18 protein-coding genes and 2 pseudogenes are annotated in these 20,132 nt (G+C 49.2%); 7 read left to right on the top strand and 13 right to left on the bottom strand.

From position 1 onward, the window contains the following. Positions 1–75 precede the first annotated feature (75 nt). Together HF679_RS08710 and HF679_RS08705 are read left to right on the top strand one after the other, a co-directional pair. Positions 76–765 carry a GntR family transcriptional regulator gene (locus HF679_RS08710; protein WP_123753905.1) on the top strand — a complete coding sequence of 230 codons (690 nt, stop codon included), beginning with the start codon at positions 76–78 and terminating at the stop codon, positions 763–765. A 241-nt stretch (positions 766–1,006) separates the two neighbouring features. Next, the gene (locus HF679_RS08705) at positions 1,007–2,326 is read left to right on the top strand and encodes an NAD(P)/FAD-dependent oxidoreductase (RefSeq protein ID WP_187042878.1); all 1,320 of its coding nucleotides are present in this window, start codon (positions 1,007–1,009) and stop codon (positions 2,324–2,326) included. Positions 2,327–2,441: 115 nt separating this feature from the next. Here the strand turns inward: HF679_RS08705 and asd are convergent, their stop codons facing one another. The 7 genes and pseudogenes from asd to HF679_RS08675 all read right to left on the bottom strand — a co-directional run bounded on the left by asd (position 2,442) and on the right by HF679_RS08675 (position 9,687). Beyond that, entirely contained in the window at positions 2,442–3,560 is a 1,119-nt protein-coding gene (gene asd, locus HF679_RS08700) for an aspartate-semialdehyde dehydrogenase (RefSeq protein ID WP_123755442.1), read from the bottom strand. 383 nt (positions 3,561–3,943) lie between these two features. Further along, positions 3,944–4,306 carry a DUF4406 domain-containing protein gene (locus HF679_RS08695; RefSeq protein WP_123753907.1) on the bottom strand — a complete coding sequence of 121 codons (363 nt, stop codon included), beginning with the start codon at positions 4,304–4,306 and terminating at the stop codon, positions 3,944–3,946. A gap of 7 nt (positions 4,307–4,313) precedes the next feature. Further along, positions 4,314–4,451, bottom strand: a pseudogene (locus HF679_RS24875) (GDP-mannose pyrophosphatase); the annotation flags it as partial. Between the two features lie 338 nt (positions 4,452–4,789). After that, positions 4,790–5,003: pseudogene (locus HF679_RS08690) on the bottom strand (integrase); the annotation flags it as partial. Positions 5,004–5,176: 173 nt separating this feature from the next. Next, the gene (locus HF679_RS08685; RefSeq protein WP_222618231.1) at positions 5,177–7,216 is read right to left on the bottom strand and encodes an alkyl/aryl-sulfatase; all 2,040 of its coding nucleotides are present in this window, start codon (positions 7,214–7,216) and stop codon (positions 5,177–5,179) included. A gap of 251 nt (positions 7,217–7,467) precedes the next feature. Next, positions 7,468–8,628 (bottom strand): IS30 family transposase, encoded by a 1,161-nt coding sequence (locus HF679_RS08680; protein WP_187042672.1) that lies wholly within the window; start codon positions 8,626–8,628, stop codon positions 7,468–7,470. A 270-nt stretch (positions 8,629–8,898) separates the two neighbouring features. Then, positions 8,899–9,687 carry an arylamine N-acetyltransferase family protein gene (locus tag HF679_RS08675; protein WP_187042877.1) on the bottom strand — a complete coding sequence of 263 codons (789 nt, stop codon included), beginning with the start codon at positions 9,685–9,687 and terminating at the stop codon, positions 8,899–8,901. A gap of 98 nt (positions 9,688–9,785) precedes the next feature. Here HF679_RS08675 and HF679_RS08670 point away from each other — a divergent pair, with 98 nt between their 5' ends. Next, positions 9,786–11,222 carry a PLP-dependent aminotransferase family protein gene (locus HF679_RS08670; RefSeq protein ID WP_187042876.1) on the top strand — a complete coding sequence of 479 codons (1,437 nt, stop codon included), beginning with the start codon at positions 9,786–9,788 and terminating at the stop codon, positions 11,220–11,222. A gap of 140 nt (positions 11,223–11,362) precedes the next feature. On the opposite strand, the gene HF679_RS08665 is transcribed toward HF679_RS08670, so the two are convergent. Then, positions 11,363–12,271 (bottom strand): LysR substrate-binding domain-containing protein, encoded by a 909-nt coding sequence (locus HF679_RS08665; RefSeq protein WP_123753922.1) that lies wholly within the window; start codon positions 12,269–12,271, stop codon positions 11,363–11,365. Between the two features lie 165 nt (positions 12,272–12,436). Between HF679_RS08665 and HF679_RS08660 the strand changes: the two genes are divergently transcribed. Genes HF679_RS08660 through HF679_RS08650 form a run of 3 tightly spaced genes read left to right on the top strand, consistent with a single transcriptional unit; the run spans position 12,437 to position 14,157 of the window. Continuing rightward, a complete protein-coding gene (locus HF679_RS08660) occupies positions 12,437–12,967 on the top strand; it encodes a sugar ABC transporter (RefSeq protein WP_123753923.1) in 531 nt (176 codons plus the stop codon). Positions 12,968–12,974: 7 nt separating this feature from the next. After that, positions 12,975–13,301 (top strand): hypothetical protein, encoded by a 327-nt coding sequence (locus HF679_RS24980; protein ID WP_187042875.1) that lies wholly within the window; start codon positions 12,975–12,977, stop codon positions 13,299–13,301. A gap of 13 nt (positions 13,302–13,314) precedes the next feature. Continuing rightward, complete coding sequence (locus tag HF679_RS08650; protein WP_123755444.1) at positions 13,315–14,157, top strand: MBL fold metallo-hydrolase; 843 nt, start codon at positions 13,315–13,317, stop codon at positions 14,155–14,157. Between the two features lie 193 nt (positions 14,158–14,350). Here HF679_RS08650 and HF679_RS08645 read toward each other — a convergent pair whose 3' ends face one another. From HF679_RS08645 to HF679_RS08635, 3 genes are all read right to left on the bottom strand, one after another. After that, entirely contained in the window at positions 14,351–14,722 is a 372-nt protein-coding gene (locus tag HF679_RS08645) for a VOC family protein (protein WP_123753925.1), read from the bottom strand. 357 nt (positions 14,723–15,079) lie between these two features. Then, positions 15,080–16,222, bottom strand: a complete 1,143-nt coding sequence (locus tag HF679_RS08640; protein ID WP_123753926.1) for a phytanoyl-CoA dioxygenase family protein — start codon at positions 16,220–16,222, stop codon at positions 15,080–15,082. An 8-nt stretch (positions 16,223–16,230) separates the two neighbouring features. Continuing rightward, on the bottom strand, positions 16,231–17,061 hold the full coding sequence (locus HF679_RS08635; RefSeq protein WP_123753927.1) for an SDR family oxidoreductase: 831 nt from the start codon (positions 17,059–17,061) through the stop codon (positions 16,231–16,233). A gap of 113 nt (positions 17,062–17,174) precedes the next feature. On the opposite strand from HF679_RS08635, the gene HF679_RS08630 reads away from it, so the two are divergent. After that, positions 17,175–18,188 (top strand): LacI family DNA-binding transcriptional regulator, encoded by a 1,014-nt coding sequence (locus HF679_RS08630; RefSeq protein ID WP_187042874.1) that lies wholly within the window; start codon positions 17,175–17,177, stop codon positions 18,186–18,188. Between the two features lie 76 nt (positions 18,189–18,264). Here HF679_RS08630 and HF679_RS08625 read toward each other — a convergent pair whose 3' ends face one another. Continuing rightward, the gene (locus tag HF679_RS08625) at positions 18,265–19,419 is read right to left on the bottom strand and encodes an MFS transporter (RefSeq protein WP_123753929.1); all 1,155 of its coding nucleotides are present in this window, start codon (positions 19,417–19,419) and stop codon (positions 18,265–18,267) included. A 79-nt stretch (positions 19,420–19,498) separates the two neighbouring features. Further along, entirely contained in the window at positions 19,499–20,101 is a 603-nt protein-coding gene (locus HF679_RS08620) for a TetR/AcrR family transcriptional regulator (protein ID WP_123753930.1), read from the bottom strand. Positions 20,102–20,132 lie beyond the last annotated feature (31 nt).

The following is a 20,132-nucleotide window of genomic DNA, read 5'->3' as shown; positions in this document are numbered from 1 at the left end:
GTGGATAATTTTTGCTGTAACGCCCCTTTATCTGTAGGTTAAGCAGCATAACAGGTTGATATTCAGGAGGCGGTAATGGGAACGGGGAAGGCAGCGCTGTATGAGGATCTCAAGCGGCACATCTTAACGATGGAACTCGATCCGGATGAGCTGCTGGATGAAGCCAGCCTGACCGCGCAATACGGCCTGTCACGCACGCCGGTGCGCGAAGTATTTCAGCGCCTGGCGGGTGAAGGCTATCTTGAGATTGTCGAAAAGCGCGGCGTTCGCGTTATCCCCATGAGCCATGCGACGCTGCGTAACTTTTTCCTGGTGGCGCCAATGATCTACGCGGCCACCGGACGTCTTGCGGTACAACACTACAAGCCGGCGCAGTTAAAGGCGCTGAAAGAGACGCAAAAGCGCTTTCGCAAAGCGGTACACAGCCATGATGCAGAAGCGCTGGCGCTGGAGAACAACCGCTTTCACGAAATTATGGGCGAGATGGCGGCCAACCCCTATCTGCAGCCGAGCCTTGGGCGTTTGCTGATTGACCATTGCCGCATAGGTCATACTTTTTTCCGGCCGCGGAATGAGGATATGGAGCGACGTCTGCAGCTTTCTGCCGATCATCACGATGCTTTTATTGCCGCACTGGAGGCGCGCGATGAGCAGGCCGTGGTGGATTTAGTGTTTGAACACTGGGAGCTGTCGCGGGAAAACATGGAGATGTTTATTGCCCCTCAGGGATTGAAAGCCGATGAGCGTGTGCAGTCTCCCGAGTAACCCCTCATAAACACCAGCCTGCAGGCATCCGCCTGTAGGATTTAACAGTACCAGAAACAGCCTTATCGCCGCACGTGCGGGGGCTTTCGCACGTCTGAATTAACCTTGATTTAACTAAATTTATACTTGTTGTATACATGAGATATACATCACGTATTCATTTTTTTAGCCTGGCTAACATAATCCCGGCCTCGCATTTCAAGCGAACAAGCAAACATGACAGCGTACCGGAGTAATTAACGTGCAAAAGATCACCTCTCTTCCTGCCGATGACGCCCTGCCAGGGTGGTATCACACCAGTCCATCGCGCACCCCGCGTCCTGCCCATGTGGGGCAAAAGCATGCGCGTTGGGCAATCGTTGGTGCCGGGTTAACCGGGCTTGCTGCGGCGCGTCAGATGGCGCTTAACTTCCCTGATGATGAAATCGTGTTGATTGAAGCGCAGGAGGTGGGGTTTGGTCCTTCCGGGCGTAACGCCGGTTTTGCTATCGACGTGCCGCATGACATTGGCGCGAAGGACTATATCGGCGATGTGAAAACCGCCAACCTGATACTCAAGCTCAACACCCTGGGGCAGGACTACCTGCGCGCTATCGTGAAGGAACAGGGGATCGCCTGTCAGATGTCCGAGTCCGGAAAATACCAGGCGGCGGTGGGCGAGCAGGGCGTGGCGATTCTGGAGGCCTATCGCCGTGGGCTGGAGAAGATTGGCCGTGAAACGCAGATGATTGCAGGCAGAGATCTCCCGGAACATATCGGCACCTCGTACTATAAACAGGCGCTCTATATTCCGGGGACCATTCTGCTCCAGCCGTCTGCGCTGGTAAAAGGGTTGGCAAACAGTCTGCCTTCGAACGTGACGCTTTACGAACATACGCCGATCGCTTCCATTGATTACGGCGATAAAATCACGCTGGTGCATGATAACGGCTGCATCACAGCAGATAAGCTGATCCTGGCGAATAACGCTTTTGCATCGCACTTTGGCTTCCTGCGCGGACGGCTGTTGCCCACCTTCCTGTACGGCAGCCTGACCCGTCCGCTGACGACCGACGAGCAATCCTTGCTGGGCGGCAAGCCGGTGTGGGGCGTGATCCCGGCGCATCCGTTTGGCAGCACCGTGCGCCGCACGATGGATAACCGCATTCTGATGCGTAATAGCTTTAGCTTCCACCCGGATGGCCGCCCGCGGGAGTATCACCTGAAGAACTTTATTGCCCGGCACCGTAAATCTTTTGAGCGGCGCTTCCCCACGCTTAATCAGGTCGATTTTGAATATTCCTGGAGCGGGGCCATTTGTCTGTCAGAAAATCATGAAGGCTTCTTCGGCCAGCTGGCCCACAACGTCTACGGTGCACTGTGCTGTAACGGCCTGGGGATCACGCGCGGCACGGCCACGGGCAAACTGCTGGCGGATATGATTGCGGGCGAAAACAATGAATTAATTCAGTTTCTCAAGTCATCACCAGGGCCAAATAAAACGCCGCCGGAGCCGTTTTTGTCGATTGGCGTCAATTCGGTGTTGAAATGGGGACAATACAGAGCAGGGCTTGAGGTATAGCCTTTACCTCATTGATAACACAATGGTTTATGCGCTAACAGGGTTGCTGAAGCAACCCTGAAACAACATCACAAAAGCACCTGCCAGGTAGATGCTTTTGGCCAACTAATATGCGTTAGACTTTGCCAAGCAGAATATTCAACATGCGGCGTAATGGTTCCGCCGCTCCCCACAATAGCTGATCGCCAACCGTCAGAACCGAGTAGACAGGGTCATTGTTTAGCGCCATTTTCTTGTAACGGCCAATACCAACCTGAAGCGAACCGCTGATATGAGCCGGGGTCAATTTACTGACACTTTCATCCTTGGTATTGGGCACATAGTTAACCCAGGGGTGGGAATGCGTGATTAACTGTGCAAATTCTTCTTCGCTAACTTCACGCTTGAGCTTCAGGGTTATTGCAGCACTATGGCAGCGGATCACGCCGACACGAATACACAAACCATTTACCGGGATCGTACCAGGAGCAAGACCCAGAATTTTGTTTGTTTCTGCCTCACCTTTCCATTCTTCACGGCTATTACCATTCCCTAAATCGCTGTCAATCCATGGAATGATGCTACCCATTAACGGTGCGCCGAAATGGTGGATGGGCATGTCAGCACTTTTAATCAGTTCACTGACCTTATTGACTAACGGAAGCACGGAACCTGAAGATGCCAGTTCATCGGAGGTTAAATGCTGACTTATAAATGCGCTTTGAGCGATTAATTCCCTAACATATTGAGCTCCTGCACCGGATGCAGACTGATAGGTCATCACACTCATCCATTCGATCAAGTCAGCCTGTATCAACCCTGCTAGTCCCATCAGGCTCAGCGTGATGGAACAGTTGCCGCCGACAAAAAGTTTAATTCCCTCTTTGACTGCGCGATCAATAGTGGGGCGATTGACGGGGTCGAGAATAATGCAGGCGTTGTCATCCATCCGTAGCGCAGAGGCCGCGTCAATCCAGTAGCCTTTCCAGCCTTGATTAATTAAAGCTGGGTATATTGCTTTAGTATAATCACCCCCCTGGCAGGTTATGATGATATCCATTTCGGCCAGGGCACTTATGGAATTAGCATCCTTGAGTGTGTAGCTGACGCCGCCAATGACGGGCCCGGCGGCACCGGCACTTGAAGTACTGTAAAAATGAGCAGAAATATGGTCGAAGTCGTTCTCTTCGACCATTCGCTGCAACAAAACAGAACCCACCATACCTCGCCAACCAACAATGCCAACCTGCTTCATGTTCTTAGCCTTAATAACGTTATGAGAATGCTCGTTTTTTAGAAATACTTTATATCGCATTCCAAAATGAAGGTCATTACGAATGACATCAAATCCCTTCATTATTAAAATGTTTCATATGGTATCAGCGATTTTTATACCTGGCTCATAGAATAACGATACTAGCCATCTAATATAAAAAACAAAATAAATTGAGTCGATGCTTAACGATATAAGTATTAAAAGGAAAGGATACGCACCAATGAAACCGAATGCGTGTCTCTCAGATACACACTTTTGGTAACAAAGGGACTTCCCTTCCAAATTCGTATGACTCATCATTATTTACCACGGCGGGCATACTTTATACTGCCTGCAAAATTGCAGATAGTTGAACTACAAAATCATGCCAGGGGAATGTCTTCAAGACTGGTATAAATGACTAGTCCATGTTTTCGTGCTATTTCAATATCCATATCAGCCCCTTTAGAAGCACCTTCAATTCGGTAAATGGCATCACATTTAGTGATAAGCCGGTGCGCAACCGGATAGATCATGGACTCGCCTATCTCATCGTCGATAGATTCAGAACCTGCAGATCTCGCCAGGGGTAATGCCAGCCATTCGCCGATAACGGGAATGTGTCCTCGCTGGTATACCGCCAGCGCTGCAGTTTCCAGTCGAGCGAGATTAGCATCGATCAGTTCTTGCTTCCCTTCAGTTCCGCTACGGTATGGGCCAGCAATCAGAATGAGTTGTTTAGTCATGAGAACCTCATAAAACGCCTTTCAGGGCTACGTGATAAAGTAACATGATGGTTTTACCATCAACAATTAGACCACTTTCTACAGCGGCATGATTTGTATCGAGGGGAAGCTCCAGCACGTCGATATCTTCACCTTCCGCTTTTATGCGGCTTTTTCAGGCCACACCATCAGTTAAAAATCTTTTACTTTCAACGAAATATCTTTGTTTATCTTTCATAAAAACAGGAAAGCGAAACTGACACTGCCAGTCACCGTTTTGTCGCCGAATCTCAACGTCTATTTTTTAGCACATATCCGTTACCGGAAAAGATCTGGCTTTGACGATCCGTACTTATGCACGTTTTTTCGCATTATGGCCCCTGAGCACGATGAGGTAACATCATAAACGGCGGTATCGTGCATAATCAAGATCATTCGTGCATTAAAATGAAAAGTTACATGCTCACCAGTCAACGGAGATAACTCATCCTTGAACATCTTCTGGTCGATGGACGGGTAACGGACTGTGCTTTCCAGTTTCTTATTGCCCAACAGAAGTTGCATTACCCGGATACGCTTGATTTTCTTGTATATCAGGTAAGATTTTGTTCTTCTTCTGGAATATGTGCTGATTAGTTCCGACCCGAGGCCGAAACAAGAAGTCTGTACTATGCAAATTGCCAGGGTTTATCAATGCAGCAACAGCTTCTCTTGTCCCTTATGAGCGAGGAGCGGAAGGTGGCAACGTTTTATTTATACATCGTCGACGTATTGAACAACGGAGAGAAGAACAGCGAAGATATATCAACGAAAATGCTGACATTGGAAATGTAGTAGTCAAAAAAACGGGTAGTTTCTACCACCCGTTTTTAATATACCGCTTTACGAGGATTACTTAATCTGATTTGCCTGTTGCAGTGGCAGCACCAGGTTCATGTCGTTCTTAATGTTAGTATCAAAAGTGGAGGCAATCTGTTTCAGAACGTCGCGATCGCCGTCGATCTTCGCCTTACCGTTTGTGATTAAATCATCAATTTTCTCTTTACCGGCAACAACAGCGATAAGATCAACTTTCGAAATCTGAAGGTTAACATCCGCTTTCTGAGCCGGCATATCGTCAGTCAGTTCAACATAGTTCAGCACACCGTTATGCAGGTCGAGCAGGAACTTGTCGCCATCCATATTCAGAGCAATGGTATGGTTACCCAGTTTCTCTGCTTTAATCTGATCGGAAATCATACTGATGTAAGACATCAGCAGTTTTGGTGGCAGGTTAGCAATAACTTCCGGAGACGCGGTGCTTAACTTATTCGGTACACTACCGCCCACACGCAGTTCATGTGCGCCTGACAGATAAAGGTTACGCGTCAGCGCTGTTTCTTCCTGATAACCAATTTGCTCCAGGGCATCAGCCATCAGATAGTTTGCATTTTTGTTCGATGCATCATAAGAAACTATGTTGTTCAGCAGATCGACTGCGAAACGATAGTCGCCCTCTTTATAGCTCTGAACAGCCAGATCAACGACCTTGCTTTCACCACCCATTGCTTTCACGTAACGCTTACCACGTTCAGCGTCAGGATATTTCGCCAACTCAGCAGCGTTGCCACTGAACCAACCCAGATTTTTAATGTAGGTAGATTTCAGGTTGTTGCGCGTGTTGCCGTAGTAAGGACGGTTATCCCACTTGTTGAACACTTTTTCTGGCAGTTTTGCATTTTCAGCAATATCGTCAGGACGATAGCCATAGTTGGCGTAACGGATAGTGGTGTTGTAAAGAGACTGATAGGCATCACGCTGGTCTTTCAGGTACTCAACCACGTTCTCGTTGCCCCAAACAGGCCAGGTATGTGGGCCGAACTGAACTTCAACCTCATTACCCCAACGTGCGATGGCGTCATTAATGTAAGATGCCCACTCACTTGCATCACGTGTCTTAGCACCACGCAGGGTGTAGATGTTGTGTTGCAGATGGTTAACTTCTTCCGCCATAGACAGTGCTTTCCACTGTGGGATATATACCACCATTTCCGCTGGTGCTTCGGCACCTGGCGTCAGATAGAAGACAAAATCCACACCATCAATAGTTGCTTTCTCACCATCTTTGGTAATGAAGTGGTTAGGGATTGCCAGGGAGGATGCGCCATTCGCCAGAACAGGGCCGAGCGCCGCAGTGATGGTACCAGTAGGATCCTGCTTGAGGACGTTACCGTATTGATAGCCGGCACGACGTGCCATGATGTTACCTGCCATCACGTTCTCACTGACGGCCTCCTCAACAAAACCTTCTGGGGCGTAGTAAGGAATTTTACCGCTCTTAATGTCTTCTGGTGTTGCAAGACCCGCAGCGTAGATACCCGCAAAACCACCAAAGTGGTCAGCATGGCTGTGAGAGATAATGACGCCTTTCAGTGGCTTTTTACCACGCTCTTTTTCATACAGTTCAATAGATTTTTTGAAAGAGTCGACCGAGTATTCAACGTCATACAAAACGATGCCGCTTTTGGTTTCGATAATGGTCAGGTTGGAAATGTCCTGCCCACGAACCTGATAAATGTGGTCGGATACTTTGTACAGTCCGCCACGGTTTACCAACTGTGCATGACGCCACAGGCTTGGGTTTACCGATGCTGGTGCTTCTTTGTTCTGCATAAAGTTCATGCCGGTCGCGCTGATGACGCCCGGAATATCACCGTTATTGAGCAACGGAGCAATGAAACCTTTATCTACGTTTTCGAAATCGGTTTTGCTGGCAAAATCGAGCTGCTTATAAACGGCTTCATTTTTAGTTTTGGTCACATCAGTAGCAGGCTTGCTCTCAGCAGAAAACTGGTAATCAGCAGCTAAAACAGACCCTGAAATCATTAATCCCGCACATAACAGTGCCAACGGCTTTATTTTCATCATGTTGAATTTCTCTTTAGTATCCATAAGGTGATACATTTTTGACCTTGAAAACGAAACATAGTGATTTGAACCAATTACCGAAAAGAATAGTCCCAAATGGGATTTGTGGTAGAAAAATAACGTTCATTAATAAAGTTGTTGGAGTTAAGCGGAGTAACAGGCTGATTTATCTAGGTAAATAAAATTTACGCGATGTTTTTCGATACTCGTTATCAGTCCTGAGTTTGAGTTGAATGCTTACTAACATCACTTACCGTCCGCTTTTGGCTGTGAGTTCAACTGATGGACGCAACACATTGATTGAACCGCTCTGCGGGTGATTCATAGTCTAGCGTTTTTCTCGGCCTCTCGTTGAGCTGCTTGGCAATACTGTTTAGTCGTTGTTGGCTGTGAACCGATAAGTCAGTTCCCTTTGGAAAATATTGTCTGAGCAACCTGTTCGTATTTTCGTTTGAGCCACGTTGCCAGGGAGATTGAGGATCACAAAAATAAATCTGAATGTCTGTCGCTACAGTAAATCGGGTGTGGCTGGTCATTTCAGCCCCCCGATCCCATGTTAGTGTTTTATAAAGCTCAACAGGTAATTCCCGGGCTTGTCTGATGAGCGCAGATATAACCGTTATGGTCTTGTTGTCTCTGATTTTGGTTAGCATAACAAAGCGGGAATGCCGTTCTACGAGGGTGACGATATAGGAGTTTTTCGAGCCCTGGATCAGATCACCTTCCCAGTGACCAGGTATGGCTCTGTCTGCGGCTTCCGGTGGCCTTTCGCTGATAGGTATCGCATTCGGGATTTTCCCTAATCCTTTCCCTTTAAGTGATGACGTTCGGGATCTACGAACCGCTCTTCCGCTTCTGAGGCATTGCTGCAGCTCTTTTTTTAATGCCCCCCGGGTTTGTATAAAAAGCGTTTTATATATCGTTTCATGTGACACGTGCATTCCCTGATTATCCGGATAACAGCGTTTCAGCCAACCGGCGATTTGTTCCGGCGACCAGTCCTGATGCATCTTCTCTGCGATGATTTTACACAGTGTGGGTCTTTCAATTAGCTTGCAAGGTTTTGGTCTCAGACCATTTTCCCACGCAGCAGTATCCGCTTTTGATGCACGGTATTGTTTTGCACCACCGTGCCTCTTGATCTCGCGGCTAATCGTTGAAGGTGCTCTCGATAGCTTGTTTGCGATCGCTCTGATGCTGATTTTTTCTACCAGCGCTCTGGATATTTCCTCTCTTTCATCAAGTGAAAGAGCTAACGGATGCCGCTTTCGGACAGGGGGACGATATCCACCAGTCTGGTGGATAGTGGGCATAATAGAAGAATGATATCTGTCGAACATTCTGGCGATATCATGCAGGGAATCACCTTGCTTATACCGGTCCCAGATAATCGCTTTCTGTTCTGGCGTGTAGTTAATGCGCGTTCTTCGTTTCATGGCAACGTCCCCCTTGATTAAGGATAGCGTTGCAACGACCCGTTGAACTCACAGCACTAAGCGGACACTGTGAGTGGGTCAGACGATAATCTGTGAGCGAAGAGCAGGCATTGATTACTTGCTCAATGAATGGTCAATTAGCATCGGTGTTGCAACTGAAATAAAACTAAATCCGGACTCTCATTTGTGAATGACGAGTCTGCGACAGGCGTGCCAGCCAGCCCTCTGTATATTTCATTAGACTAAAAAGAGGGAAGGCTGTGCTCAGGATTAACCCGTCTTCCTGATGGATTGCGGTACAGGCAGGGCAAATCGATTTTCCAGGGCGAGGGCAATACCGTCTTCCGTCAGTTGTTGCGTTTCGATACCCTCTGCGGTGATCGTCTTCAGCAAATTACCTAGCAAAATCAGGCGACCCTCGGGGGCGTGCTGCACGATCAGTAACTTCTGCACAAAGATGGCATCAGGATGGGTGGAATTGAGGTAGTTGGCTGGGACGAAATCAATCCACTCCTGGGGGGACAGATCAAAACTGTATTGATTAGCCCATGCACCCTCCACCTTCGCTTGTAGCAGGTACTCGTTATTAACGTCACGGATAAGTCGAAAAGTGTCGAAATCCTGTTCGATATCGGTATCTGTCATGTCTATGGCGAGCGGCGCGCGAATGCCATAGCTGCCGAACCCCAGGTCGCAAAGCCACAGGCGGTCATCAACTTCAGCAATTAATGCCATATGCGTTTTAGGTCGGCGTGCCGGGTAGAACATCGGGCGAGCGGCAACGAAACGGTAGGTAATACCTAAAGCGTCCAGTGCCATGGCAAATAGCCCATTAACCTCATAGCAGTATCCACCACGGCCTCGGTGTAGCAGTTTATCTGCAATGTCTTCGGGTACCAGGGATACGACTTTGCCAGCCTGTACATCCAGATTCTCGAAGGGTACCGAAAAGAGTTGATGGCGCATGAGCGCGTGCAGCGTGGCGGTATCGGCGGCTGCATGCCCGGTGTAGTTTATGCGACGGAAATAAGCAGAAAGATCGAAGTTATCGCTATGCATAATGCCTCCTTGATTGAGCGGGTTCGGCACCACTATAGAAGGGCCACATCATTGTCTGTATAGTCAGATCTATCGAAAATCAGACTGTACAGTTCGCAATGTCCGCTCCACGTCTGTTGTCCCCACATTACCGCCGCATTGCTGAAATGCTGCGCCTTACCCTTGCATCAGGTGTATTGCGAGTCGGCGACAGGATGATCTCCGCGCGTAAACTGGCCGAACGAGAGCAGGTTAGCCTCCCAACGGCACTGGAAGCACTCCGTTGTCTCGAGGCCGAGGGCCTGATTGTTGCGCGTCCGCGTTCGGGCTACTTCGTTTGCCAGATAAACACATCTCAGAACATGCCGTCTTCCCAGGATTTACCTGGCCCAGTCCCCGTGACAATGTCAGCATTAGCCCGTTCACTATTTAGTAGCTCAGAAGCCCGTCTGGTGCCGCTTGGTGCAGCGCTGCCCGATCCAATATGGTTGCCAACAAACACGCTACAGCGGGCGCTACAGACTGCAACCCGTCGCCTGGACGCGCACGGGCAGAGCTACAGCCTGCCGCCGGGAAGGGCAGACCTGCGCAGAAATATAGCCGTACGCGCTGCACAGTGGGGAGCCCGTTTTGGTTCGGATGATCTCGTCATCACGGCTGGAGCGACGCAGGCACTGCGTCTGGCTCTGCGGGCTGTAAGTCAGCCTGGTGATGTAGTGGCAATTGAACAACCTGCCTACTTCGGTACGCTCCTGCTGCTTGAGGACTTAGGCCTCAAGGCATTGCAAATTCCCACGGATCCTGCTGAAGGCTTGTTGCTGGCATCTCTGGATGAAGCTATTCAGCGCCACCGTCCTGCCGCCGTGCTGGCTTCGCCCACGGTGCAAAACCCACTCGGCGCCAGTATGCCCGTCACCCGCAAGCAGCAACTTGTTGCTCTGATTGAACGTGCAGGCATCCCTTTAATCGAGGACGATGTGTATGGTGATCTGGCCGGTGAAGGGCAGCGTCCTCCGGCCTGCAAGGCGTTCGACCAGAGCGGGAGTGTGATCTACTGCAGTTCATTATCCAAAACCCTTGCCCCAGGCTGGAGAATAGGGTGGGTTGCGGCAGGACGCTATCACACTCAGGTATTGCATGCTCGCATGGCCGGGGACTGGGCTGGCGCACCGCTGCTTGAGGCTGCCGCGAGCGATATACTGGCAAGTGGGGATTACGAGCGTCATTTGCGACGCTTGAAGTTCCGGATCTCAGAGGGGGTACAAGCCGTTATCGCCCGGGTCAAGGCCAGCTTCCCGCAGGGCACTCGTGTTACCGTGCCGACAGCCGGTTTCTTGTTGTGGATAGAACTCCCGCATCCGCTGAATTCATTGGTGGTACACCGTCGCGCGTTGGCGCTCGGCATTGGTGTCAGTCCTGGCCTCCTGTTTTCTCCAGGGGCTGAGTTTCAGAACTTCCTGCGGTTAAATTGTGCGAATGAACCCTCGTCCACGCTGCTCAATGCCGTTGAAAAGATCGGTGCGCTTTGTCATGAACTGGCAGGTCAGCGCAAATAACGAATGCCTGCCTAAGTCCAGACTTAAAGAATATAAACATGGGACTGTGGGGCCGCACTACTATAGGCCAGGAAAAACGCCATACGATGAATCACCCGCACATCCATCGGTTGAACTCACAGCGAGGAGCGGACGGAATGTCATCGTTCAGCATTGGGGCTGGTGAGAGTATTAATTTCAGCAAGCAGCCAGCGTTCAAAACTTTCCAGCGCAGCCTCATTGATCCCCGTTTCCGTCGGTTTTACTAAACAGAATTTTTTGCTCAGGCATCCTGAGGCTGGCCAGGGCGAAACTAGCATACCGCAACGTAATTCATTCTCGACATACATACGTGGAACCAATGCTACGCCTTGTCCTGCGATGACCGCAGCGATAGCCATTTCATGTAGATCGTAGCGCACACCCTGAGCCGGATTATCGAGGTGTATTTCACATTCCCGGGCATAGTGATGCCATGCATCAGGGTTCTGTCTACGGTGAATACGCGGAAGTTCGTTTAACTGTCGATTGACGTCATTATTTGTTAGCAGTGCGGGATTGCAAACCGGCAGCAGATTTTCCTGAAACAGAAATTGCATACGCATGCCTGCCCATGCGGAATGTTCAAAATGAATGACGGCGTCAAAGCCACTTCCAGGCAAAATGAACGGATCCGTTCTCGCCGCAATATTTAACGTTATGTCCGGGAACAAATAATGAAAGCCGCTCAGGCGGGGAATAAGCCAACGGCAGGAAAAGGTCGGCAGGACGGCGATATCCAGACTCCTGCTGCCCTCAGGCATGCCAATGATGTACTGCGTATCTCTTTCGAGCCGTTCGAGCGTTTCACGCACGCAATGCGCATAGCGCGCACCGACAGGGTTAAGCTTTACCCGGCTTCCCATACGGTCAAACAGTTTACAGTTCAGCAACGCTTCAAGACGCGCAATTTGACGGCTAATCGCCCCTTCCGTTAACGATAACTCCTCTGCGGCCCGGACGAAATTACCGTGTCTTGCGGCGGCATCAAAAGCATGCAGAGACGCACTGCTGGGTATTTTTTTGCGCATAAATGTGTTCCTTACTCAGTGCCTACAACATGCTCTCATTGACTTAATGTCACTGACTCGTGACATATTATCGTTTTTAAGCGGGATAACCAGCCTGTAGCATGATGAAAAATCATTGAGCAAATAGTATTTGCTTGCGTGTATCACTCATGTGGAGATGGGCTGATGTTCTATACCGTGGAATGCTCTTATAACGACCCTGAAAGCGAAGCAGAATGGAATGCCTTTTACAGCCAGCAAAAACTACCCGCATTGATATCTGTTGCTGGTTTCACAACCTCTCAACGCTTTCGCGCCGTCAAACCCGGCTGTCCTGTTTACCTTGCCATTCACACTATTAATGATGCGGATATTCTCAGCAGTGAGGATTACCGTTTAAAAGGTGGTGGTAATTTCTCTCGCTGGCAGGGTTGCATTACTGACTGGCATCGTAACCTCTACGGAGGTGAAAGCCTTGCTCCAGCGATCTCTTCTGATGAAATTCTGCTATTGAGCGCAATGCCAATAGACTTTGTAGAGACAGAACTGGGATATCGGAGTCTGGAGATGCAGGCGGTGGGGCTGGATAAGTGCCCTGACTATCGCATTGCATATGTCTTGCCTGTGGAGATGGCCTCGCTGTTTACAGATATGTCTGGTGTGCATCTCTACCAGCCTCTGACACCGCAGTTGCTGAGTTCTGAAGAAGGGAAGTGATAACATCATGCCTAATCTTACTTTTTATATTTCTGAAAAACATTCTGACAAGTTTCAAAACCTTGATGATTTTACCAATAAATGCAGCGCTCTCTGCTGTGACATTCTCGGTGCAGAACCCAAAAACGTGCATATCATTTTTGTCGACGTTAAGCCGGGATGCGGTCAACCGGTCTATGCCGAGCTCTTTTATCGTCTGACAACATTGCGAACCCATGAAGTCATGGAGAACTTTATGCGAGAACTGGATTTTGCAACTCAACAGGACTCTGGTCTGATGGCTCGTATTCGCTGTTTTGGCTCCCTGGACGAACACCTGTTCGCCCGCAACTAATCCCGAGGTAATGATGAGCCATCCCTTTCCTTTTCGTCAAATTGGAGATTTTCAAATAACAGCGCTGAGTGACGGCAATATGACAGCCAGTCTGGATTTACTCTCAGGCATTGAAAGAGCTGATGCGCACGTTATTCAATGCAGTGCCGGAATCAGTGAACCCGGTAATATCCATATAAACTGTTACCTTATTCGCGGCCAGGGACGAATTATTCTGGTTGATGCAGGCACAGGCCCGCTGAACAACATGGCGGGACAACTCAACGCAAACCTTGCAGCAGTGGGTGTCAGCCCTGACGACGTCGATACTGTTTTATTAACACACTGTCATCCGGATCATATTGGAGGCCTGCTGGATTCGGAGAAACAGCCCGTTTTTAAACACGCGGAAATTCTTCTTCATCCTCTCGAAGCGCAACACTGGCAGGATGATGAAAAACTCAACATAGCGAATGAGCGCGGGCAACGTAATTTTTGGCTGGTCCGTCAAACCTTAGACGCTTATGCCCGGCAGGTGCGTTTTTTTAACGGCGACAAAATAGCAGACGGTATTCTGCCGGTATGGCTACCGGGTCATACGCCCGGGCATACCGGTTTTCGCATCAATGCGGATGATAAATGTTTATTAATATGGGGAGACATTGTCCATTATCCTCATATTCAGTCAGCGCAACCGGCAGTTTCTATTTTATTTGACACAGATCCAGCTCTGGCTGAGGAAACAAGAAAGATAATGATGGAAAAAGCCGTCAGCGAAAAACTGATCGTTGCGGGCATGCACTTAGGTCAGGCGGGGTTTGCCAGCGTTCTCAGGACAGGCAATGGATACTGCATTTCCTACTCTGAAAAAGCCTGACGGGGCTGTCACTGGTTAAAGGGCTGTAAGCCTTGATGCAGGCGCAGGAGATCACTTGTTATCCTGTGCGCAAACCCCTGCACAGTTGACAAGAACCTTCGGAAGATCGGCGGAAGTAATGAATCACTGACCTGCTCGCTGTTAGTTCGGTCGCCATTTGCTGGCGACCGATTTGCGCAAATACTACCTTTAGTTACTTCCTCAGAATCTGTCCAACGTCTATCCGATTTCCATCCGGATCAGCGAAAACAAATGCCCGAATGCCGTATTCTTTATCCTGTAGGCCTTTGATAATTTTGGCACCGATATTCTGACATTGGGAATAAAATGCATTTGCGTCATCTACAAGAAGGTGCGCGACTGGAAAGGAAGGTGCTTTGTGGTGTGGTTGCAGAGTCAAATGTAGCTCAGCGTCTTCACGCTTTAATATCATGAAGCCCACAGGGTCTCCATTTGTAAAAACAGCATTGAAATTCAGTCCATTGATGTAGAACTCGCTGGAAATTTTGATGTTTTTTACTGGTATTACGGCTGCTATACGACCAAATATAACGGGATGCGGCATGATCAACCTCGTGGTTGTTAATCAATAGCATAGCGATGGGCGGTGCCGTAGCTAAGCAACTGGGCGGTGCCAGGTTGTTGATAAAATTATGATATTTTTTTCATAAATGGAAATAAAATTTTTAAGTGCAGTAAAAAATACTTATGCGCTAACTATCTGTTGCGATATTAACGTCCGTTTATGGCACTTAACTGACCGCTGCCCTGGACGGTTTTGAACGAGGCGCGAAAGTAAGAACATACTCTTCCAACCAGCTACACTGCAAACCAGCCCACCGCATTTGATAATCCAGGGAAGCATTGGCATGGCGCAATCCACAAGTGAGGAAATTACGCCATGCCTGCCACTGATGTGCAGCTATGCTTTTCTCTTGCTCTCGTGATTTGCCAGTTGCCGAATAAACTCTTCAGCCGTGCAACCTTGTTGTAACGCTTCAAGCAACAGCTGCTGCTGTGTTTTTGGCACCAGACCACCCAGCGGCGGATCGGTATCAAGATTGGTCGGGAAGGAATAGCCTTCACCGCTTGCTGCCACAACCGCTTGTAACTGCTCATCAGTTAATGGTTTCTTCCGCAAAATGGGATAAATCGCCTCCATGACTTTGACGTGATTCACTTTTTCCATTGTTTTGCCAAATGCGGATGAGACCTGCAGCAAATTAGCCGTACGCACATGGTCCTGCGTAACGTTATTCCCCGCAGCATGGAACAGGGCCGGATTGAAGAATAACCCGTCGCCTTTTTTCAGTGGCAACTGAATGGCATGCTGCTGGAAAAATTCAATAAAACGCGGATCGCGCCATGCCAGATATCCTTCGGCATATTGCTGCGACCACGGTAAAAGCTGCGTCGGTCCTGACTCTACCGGCATATCGCTATGGGCGACCGCCCCCTGAAGCGTCAGGTATTGCGACAGAATCTGCAGAGGCAACGGGAAGCGGGCGACCACCTCATTAATCTGGAAACCGAGATGGTAATCCCGATGCGGCTGTTGCGCTTTGCCGCCAGGGCGGACCTGATTCACCTGTGCCGTGATTTCATAGCCGGGGCCAACCCAGGCTTCGCAAATCAGGGCCAGTAAAGGATTGCTGTAGTAGTCGACGAAGGCATCGGCATCACGCTCAGCGACTTTTTGCAGCGCGTTCCAGATACGTCCATTGCTGCCGGCTTTGGCAAAGTGATCGCCACCGCCACCGTCTGCCGCTTCACTGACGAGAATATCGTCAAACACCTTATTGCTGCTGTCTATGGCAGAGACATCGCGGTATAAGCCCTGAACCACGAATACGCCTGGCCCGCCTGACAGTGCGCGATGCAGTTCACCCAGCATGGTTTGACGATCTGCTCTGGCTGCTGCAAGCAGATCATCATGATAATAGATCAGTACGTTTTTATCGGTGGAACGCGCCAGCGGGAAATCGTCCTTACGCAAGGTTTGCGCGCATAGCGTGGCGAACTTATCGAGAGAAATATGGCTGTCATTAATATAGGGCGTATTCATTTTTTACCTCACAGCGTCAGGGCATGTGGTGGCTGAAAACCGCCGTTGTCACCGCAACCGACCACGCTTTGATCAAAATCGATCACCGCGCCTGTCATCATTCCCGACTCCTCTGAAAGGAGAAATGCTACGCCACGCGCGACCTCGTCAGGCTTCAGCAATCGGCCAAAAGGCTGGGCCTGCTCAGCTCTGGCAAGCCAGTTTTCTTCAGCATCATGATATTGCCGCTGGATGTCGTGTTCATGCGGCGTGTCCATCCAGCCAATGTTGAGGCCGTTTACTCGTATCCGGTTGCGCATAACGCTGAAGGCCACATTTTTTGTCAGCGTAACCAGGGCGCCTTTAGATGCCGCGTAGGCGGTCAGGAAGCTCTGGCCGCCGTGGGAAGTCATGGTAATGATATTAACAATGCTGCCTTCTACGCCCCTGGCAATCATCAGTTTGATCGCCGCCTGCATCAGAAAAAAGGGCGCGCGAGTGTTGACCGCCATGATAGCGTCAAATAATTCCGGAGAGGTATCAAGGATGGTGCCACGGTCGGACATGCCTGCACAGTTCACCAGTCCGTGCAGCGTGCCAAACGCCGATTCTGCGGCTCCTACCACTTTTGTGCAGGCTTCTGGCGAGCTGATATCCGCTTCGACAAATATCACTTCGCATCCGGCATGGCTAAGGGTTTCCGCCTGTTCGCGCCCGGCTTTCGCGTTACGACCGCAAATTACGATGCCCCGCGCCCCGCGCTCTACCAGCAGGCGGGCAACCGCTGCGCCGAGCCCCTGGGTTCCGCCGGTAACGACGAACACTTTGTTGTTAAAACCACCGCTTTTACTCATGTCCATTTGCTGTCCTTTCTTATTGAGGAGAGATCGGGTTTGTCCGCTTGCTTACCCTGACCTTAGCAGTTACATTCAGTTAACAATATGGATACATAACCTCAAAAAGACCTCAATTTATGACCAGGTCATTTTCCATCAAACAAATCGCAGCCCAGTCTGGCGTCAGTAAAGCCACGGTTGACAGAGCGCTGCACCAGCGCGGCAGCGTGAGTCCCCGCACAGCCCGACGCATTGCGCAGGCAATCAGCGATCTGGAATTACAACAGCGCACCAGCCTTGCAAGCGGCCGCACGTTGCCGATCGACCTGGTGATGCACACGCCGGAACGCTTCAGTTCACTGACCGTCGCGGCGCTGCTCAGTCAAATTAAAACCTTTTCACCGTTTCGCCTGACGCTACGCTGCCACATTTTTGAAGAGATCACCCCTGAGGAGTTGCAGCGTGAGCTGCGTCGCTGCGGCAATGACAGCTACGGCGTGTTGCTTAAAGCCAGCGATCATCCGTTGCTTGAAATCACGATTGCGGAACTGGCGGAACTTAACGTTCCGGTGGTCACGCTGGTCACTGACCTGCCGCACAGCAGACGTATCCGTTACGTGGGAATGGATAATGCGGGGGCGGGGAGAACAGCTGCATGGCTGCTGTCGCGATGGCTTTTGAAAGAAGCGCAAACGGTCGCAGTCGTGCTCAGCAGTAAGGATTTTCGCGGCGAAGAACAGCGCATGGCAGGCTTCATCCAGGCGCTAAGCGAGCGGGCGCCGTATCTGAAGACCATCGCCGTCAGTGAAGGATACGGTATCGATACGCTGACTTTTACGCAGATGCGCAAAGCGCTGGAACAGGACCATTCAATCCAGTCTGTTTACAGCGTGGGTGGGGGAAACCGCGCTATTTTGCGGGCTTTTGCAGCGATGCAACGAGAGATAAAAGTCTTTATTGGCCACGATCTGGATGAGGAGAACCGCAGTCTGCTGGCTGCTGAAGAAATGGATGCGGTGATTGATCATGACCTGTGTGAAGACGCACGCTCAGCATTTAGCGCGATCCTGCGTTTCCATGGCTTTTTGCCGGAAGCAGAGAATGAAATAGCGTCATCGCGTGTCATTGTTGTCACACCTTATAATATTTAAATTAACTGGTTGTTTATAAAGGAATTCGACGCCCCGTGATTTTTTATAAGCGGGGCGTTTTTATCTTCAGAACCTATTAAATCCAGCCTTGTTTACTACGACGGATATAAGGTAATACGGATAATAAAGCCAGAACCGCTAACACCAGTCCAATCCATAAAGCTGAACGTAAACCGAATCCAGATGAAATTGCCATTCCACCTAAATAAGAACCGCCACCTAATCCAATATTGATAACGGAAGTATGAACGGCATTGACCATTGGCCCTGGATGCGCCACGCTGACAATTCTTGCCATCATTGCCGGATTCATTGGTACGCCTGACAAACCGATGAGTATGACAGCCAGAATAGCAATTGCCTGATATTGAACAAATAGCGCCATGCCGAGCAAAGAAATACTCAATATGGTTAAGCCGACAACCATAACAGCTAAACTATGGCGATATGCAAGACGTCCCGTTATCATATTCCCAATGATGTTGGCTAGCCCATAAAGCATCAGAATGAAGGGAACCGTCTGCATTGTAAATTCACTGACATCAGTCAGTACGGGAACAAAATAACTGAATGCCGCAAAACTTGCGCCTAAAATTAAACAACTGGTTGCACAGGCTTTCCAATAGGCTTTATTTTTAAATGCCTTAATCTCTTCAGCCATCTTGATAGCACCGCTGCCGTTCATATGTGGCAATAAGCGTACTAATGCTAACAGGCATATGAAAACCAGGACCGCGACCAACCCAAAACTCATTTTCCAGCCCCAGTGCTGGTCAATTATTGTCGCGATAGGTACACCAAAGACATTGGATACCATAAAACCTGCTATCACTATTGATGCGGCACGAGGGCGATTTTCTACAGTTACAAGAGCCATACTTGTCGCGAGAGAAAGACTTAAACACCCGGCACACAAAATACCGGTCACGATTCGAATAGCAACTAACACATTGTAATCAGAAACAAAGACGCTTAATCCTTGTACGATAACATATAACCCTAACAGCCATAATAACGTTGAACGATAGGGGGCTTTAAACTTAAGAAAGGCGTAGGTTAAAACCGGGCCTCCTAGCATTACACCGAATGCATAATATGAAATCAAATGCCCGACTTCGCCGACTGTAACACCAAATGCTTCAGATAGCGTGGTCATCATACCCGCCACCATTAACTCTGCTGTACCTAATGAAAAAATGGCTAACCCTAAAATATATACGACTAATGGCATGGTTTTTTATTTTCTCCTTGTATTGGAATGATCGTTACAAAAATGGGTGCAAGTAAGCAATGACCTATTGCACTTAAATTTATAAATTGATTAACAGACCAGCGACGACATCTTCGAGGATTTTTCTATCTGAAATGTTTTTATTCAGTACACGTAAACCGTAATAGCCTGCCATAAAGCCTCTCGCCATTTCGACGGCTGATGCTTTATTGTTTAGTTCGCCGCTTCGTTGACCTTCGATGAATACCGTCACCAGCGTTTGTTCTAAATGCTGACGATATTCATTATTCAGGCTTGCAACGGCTTCATCTTTACTGCCCATCTCCAGGGCTGAAAATAAGACCATCGCATCGTGCTGCTCTGGCTGAGAAAGATCTTCGGCAATACCCCAGAGCAGAAGGGTATGCAATCGCTCTTTTACCAGACCTGGTTGTGTGAGAATGGTTAACTGTGCTGACATAGTTTGTTCGTGGCTGCGCAACAAAGCTTGCTCGTACAGGGCTTGCTTGCTTCCAAAGGCATTGTATAGGCTTCCCCGCCCTAATCCCGTACCATTGCATAAATCTTGCGCAGAGGTGCCTGCATAACCATTGGCGCTGAAAACAGCGACGGCAGCATCAATGACATCCTGATCTTCGAACTTTCGTGGACGACCTGGAAAGGTTGGTTTTTCAGCACTCATAGGGATGTGGGACTTGAAATGAGTTGAGGCG

The organism is Enterobacter sp. JUb54 (genome assembly GCF_014298075.1).
In the GTDB taxonomy this organism is placed as follows: domain Bacteria; phylum Pseudomonadota; class Gammaproteobacteria; order Enterobacterales; family Enterobacteriaceae; genus Klebsiella; species Klebsiella lignicola.
This window is presented reverse-complemented; position numbering and strand designations above follow the sequence as displayed.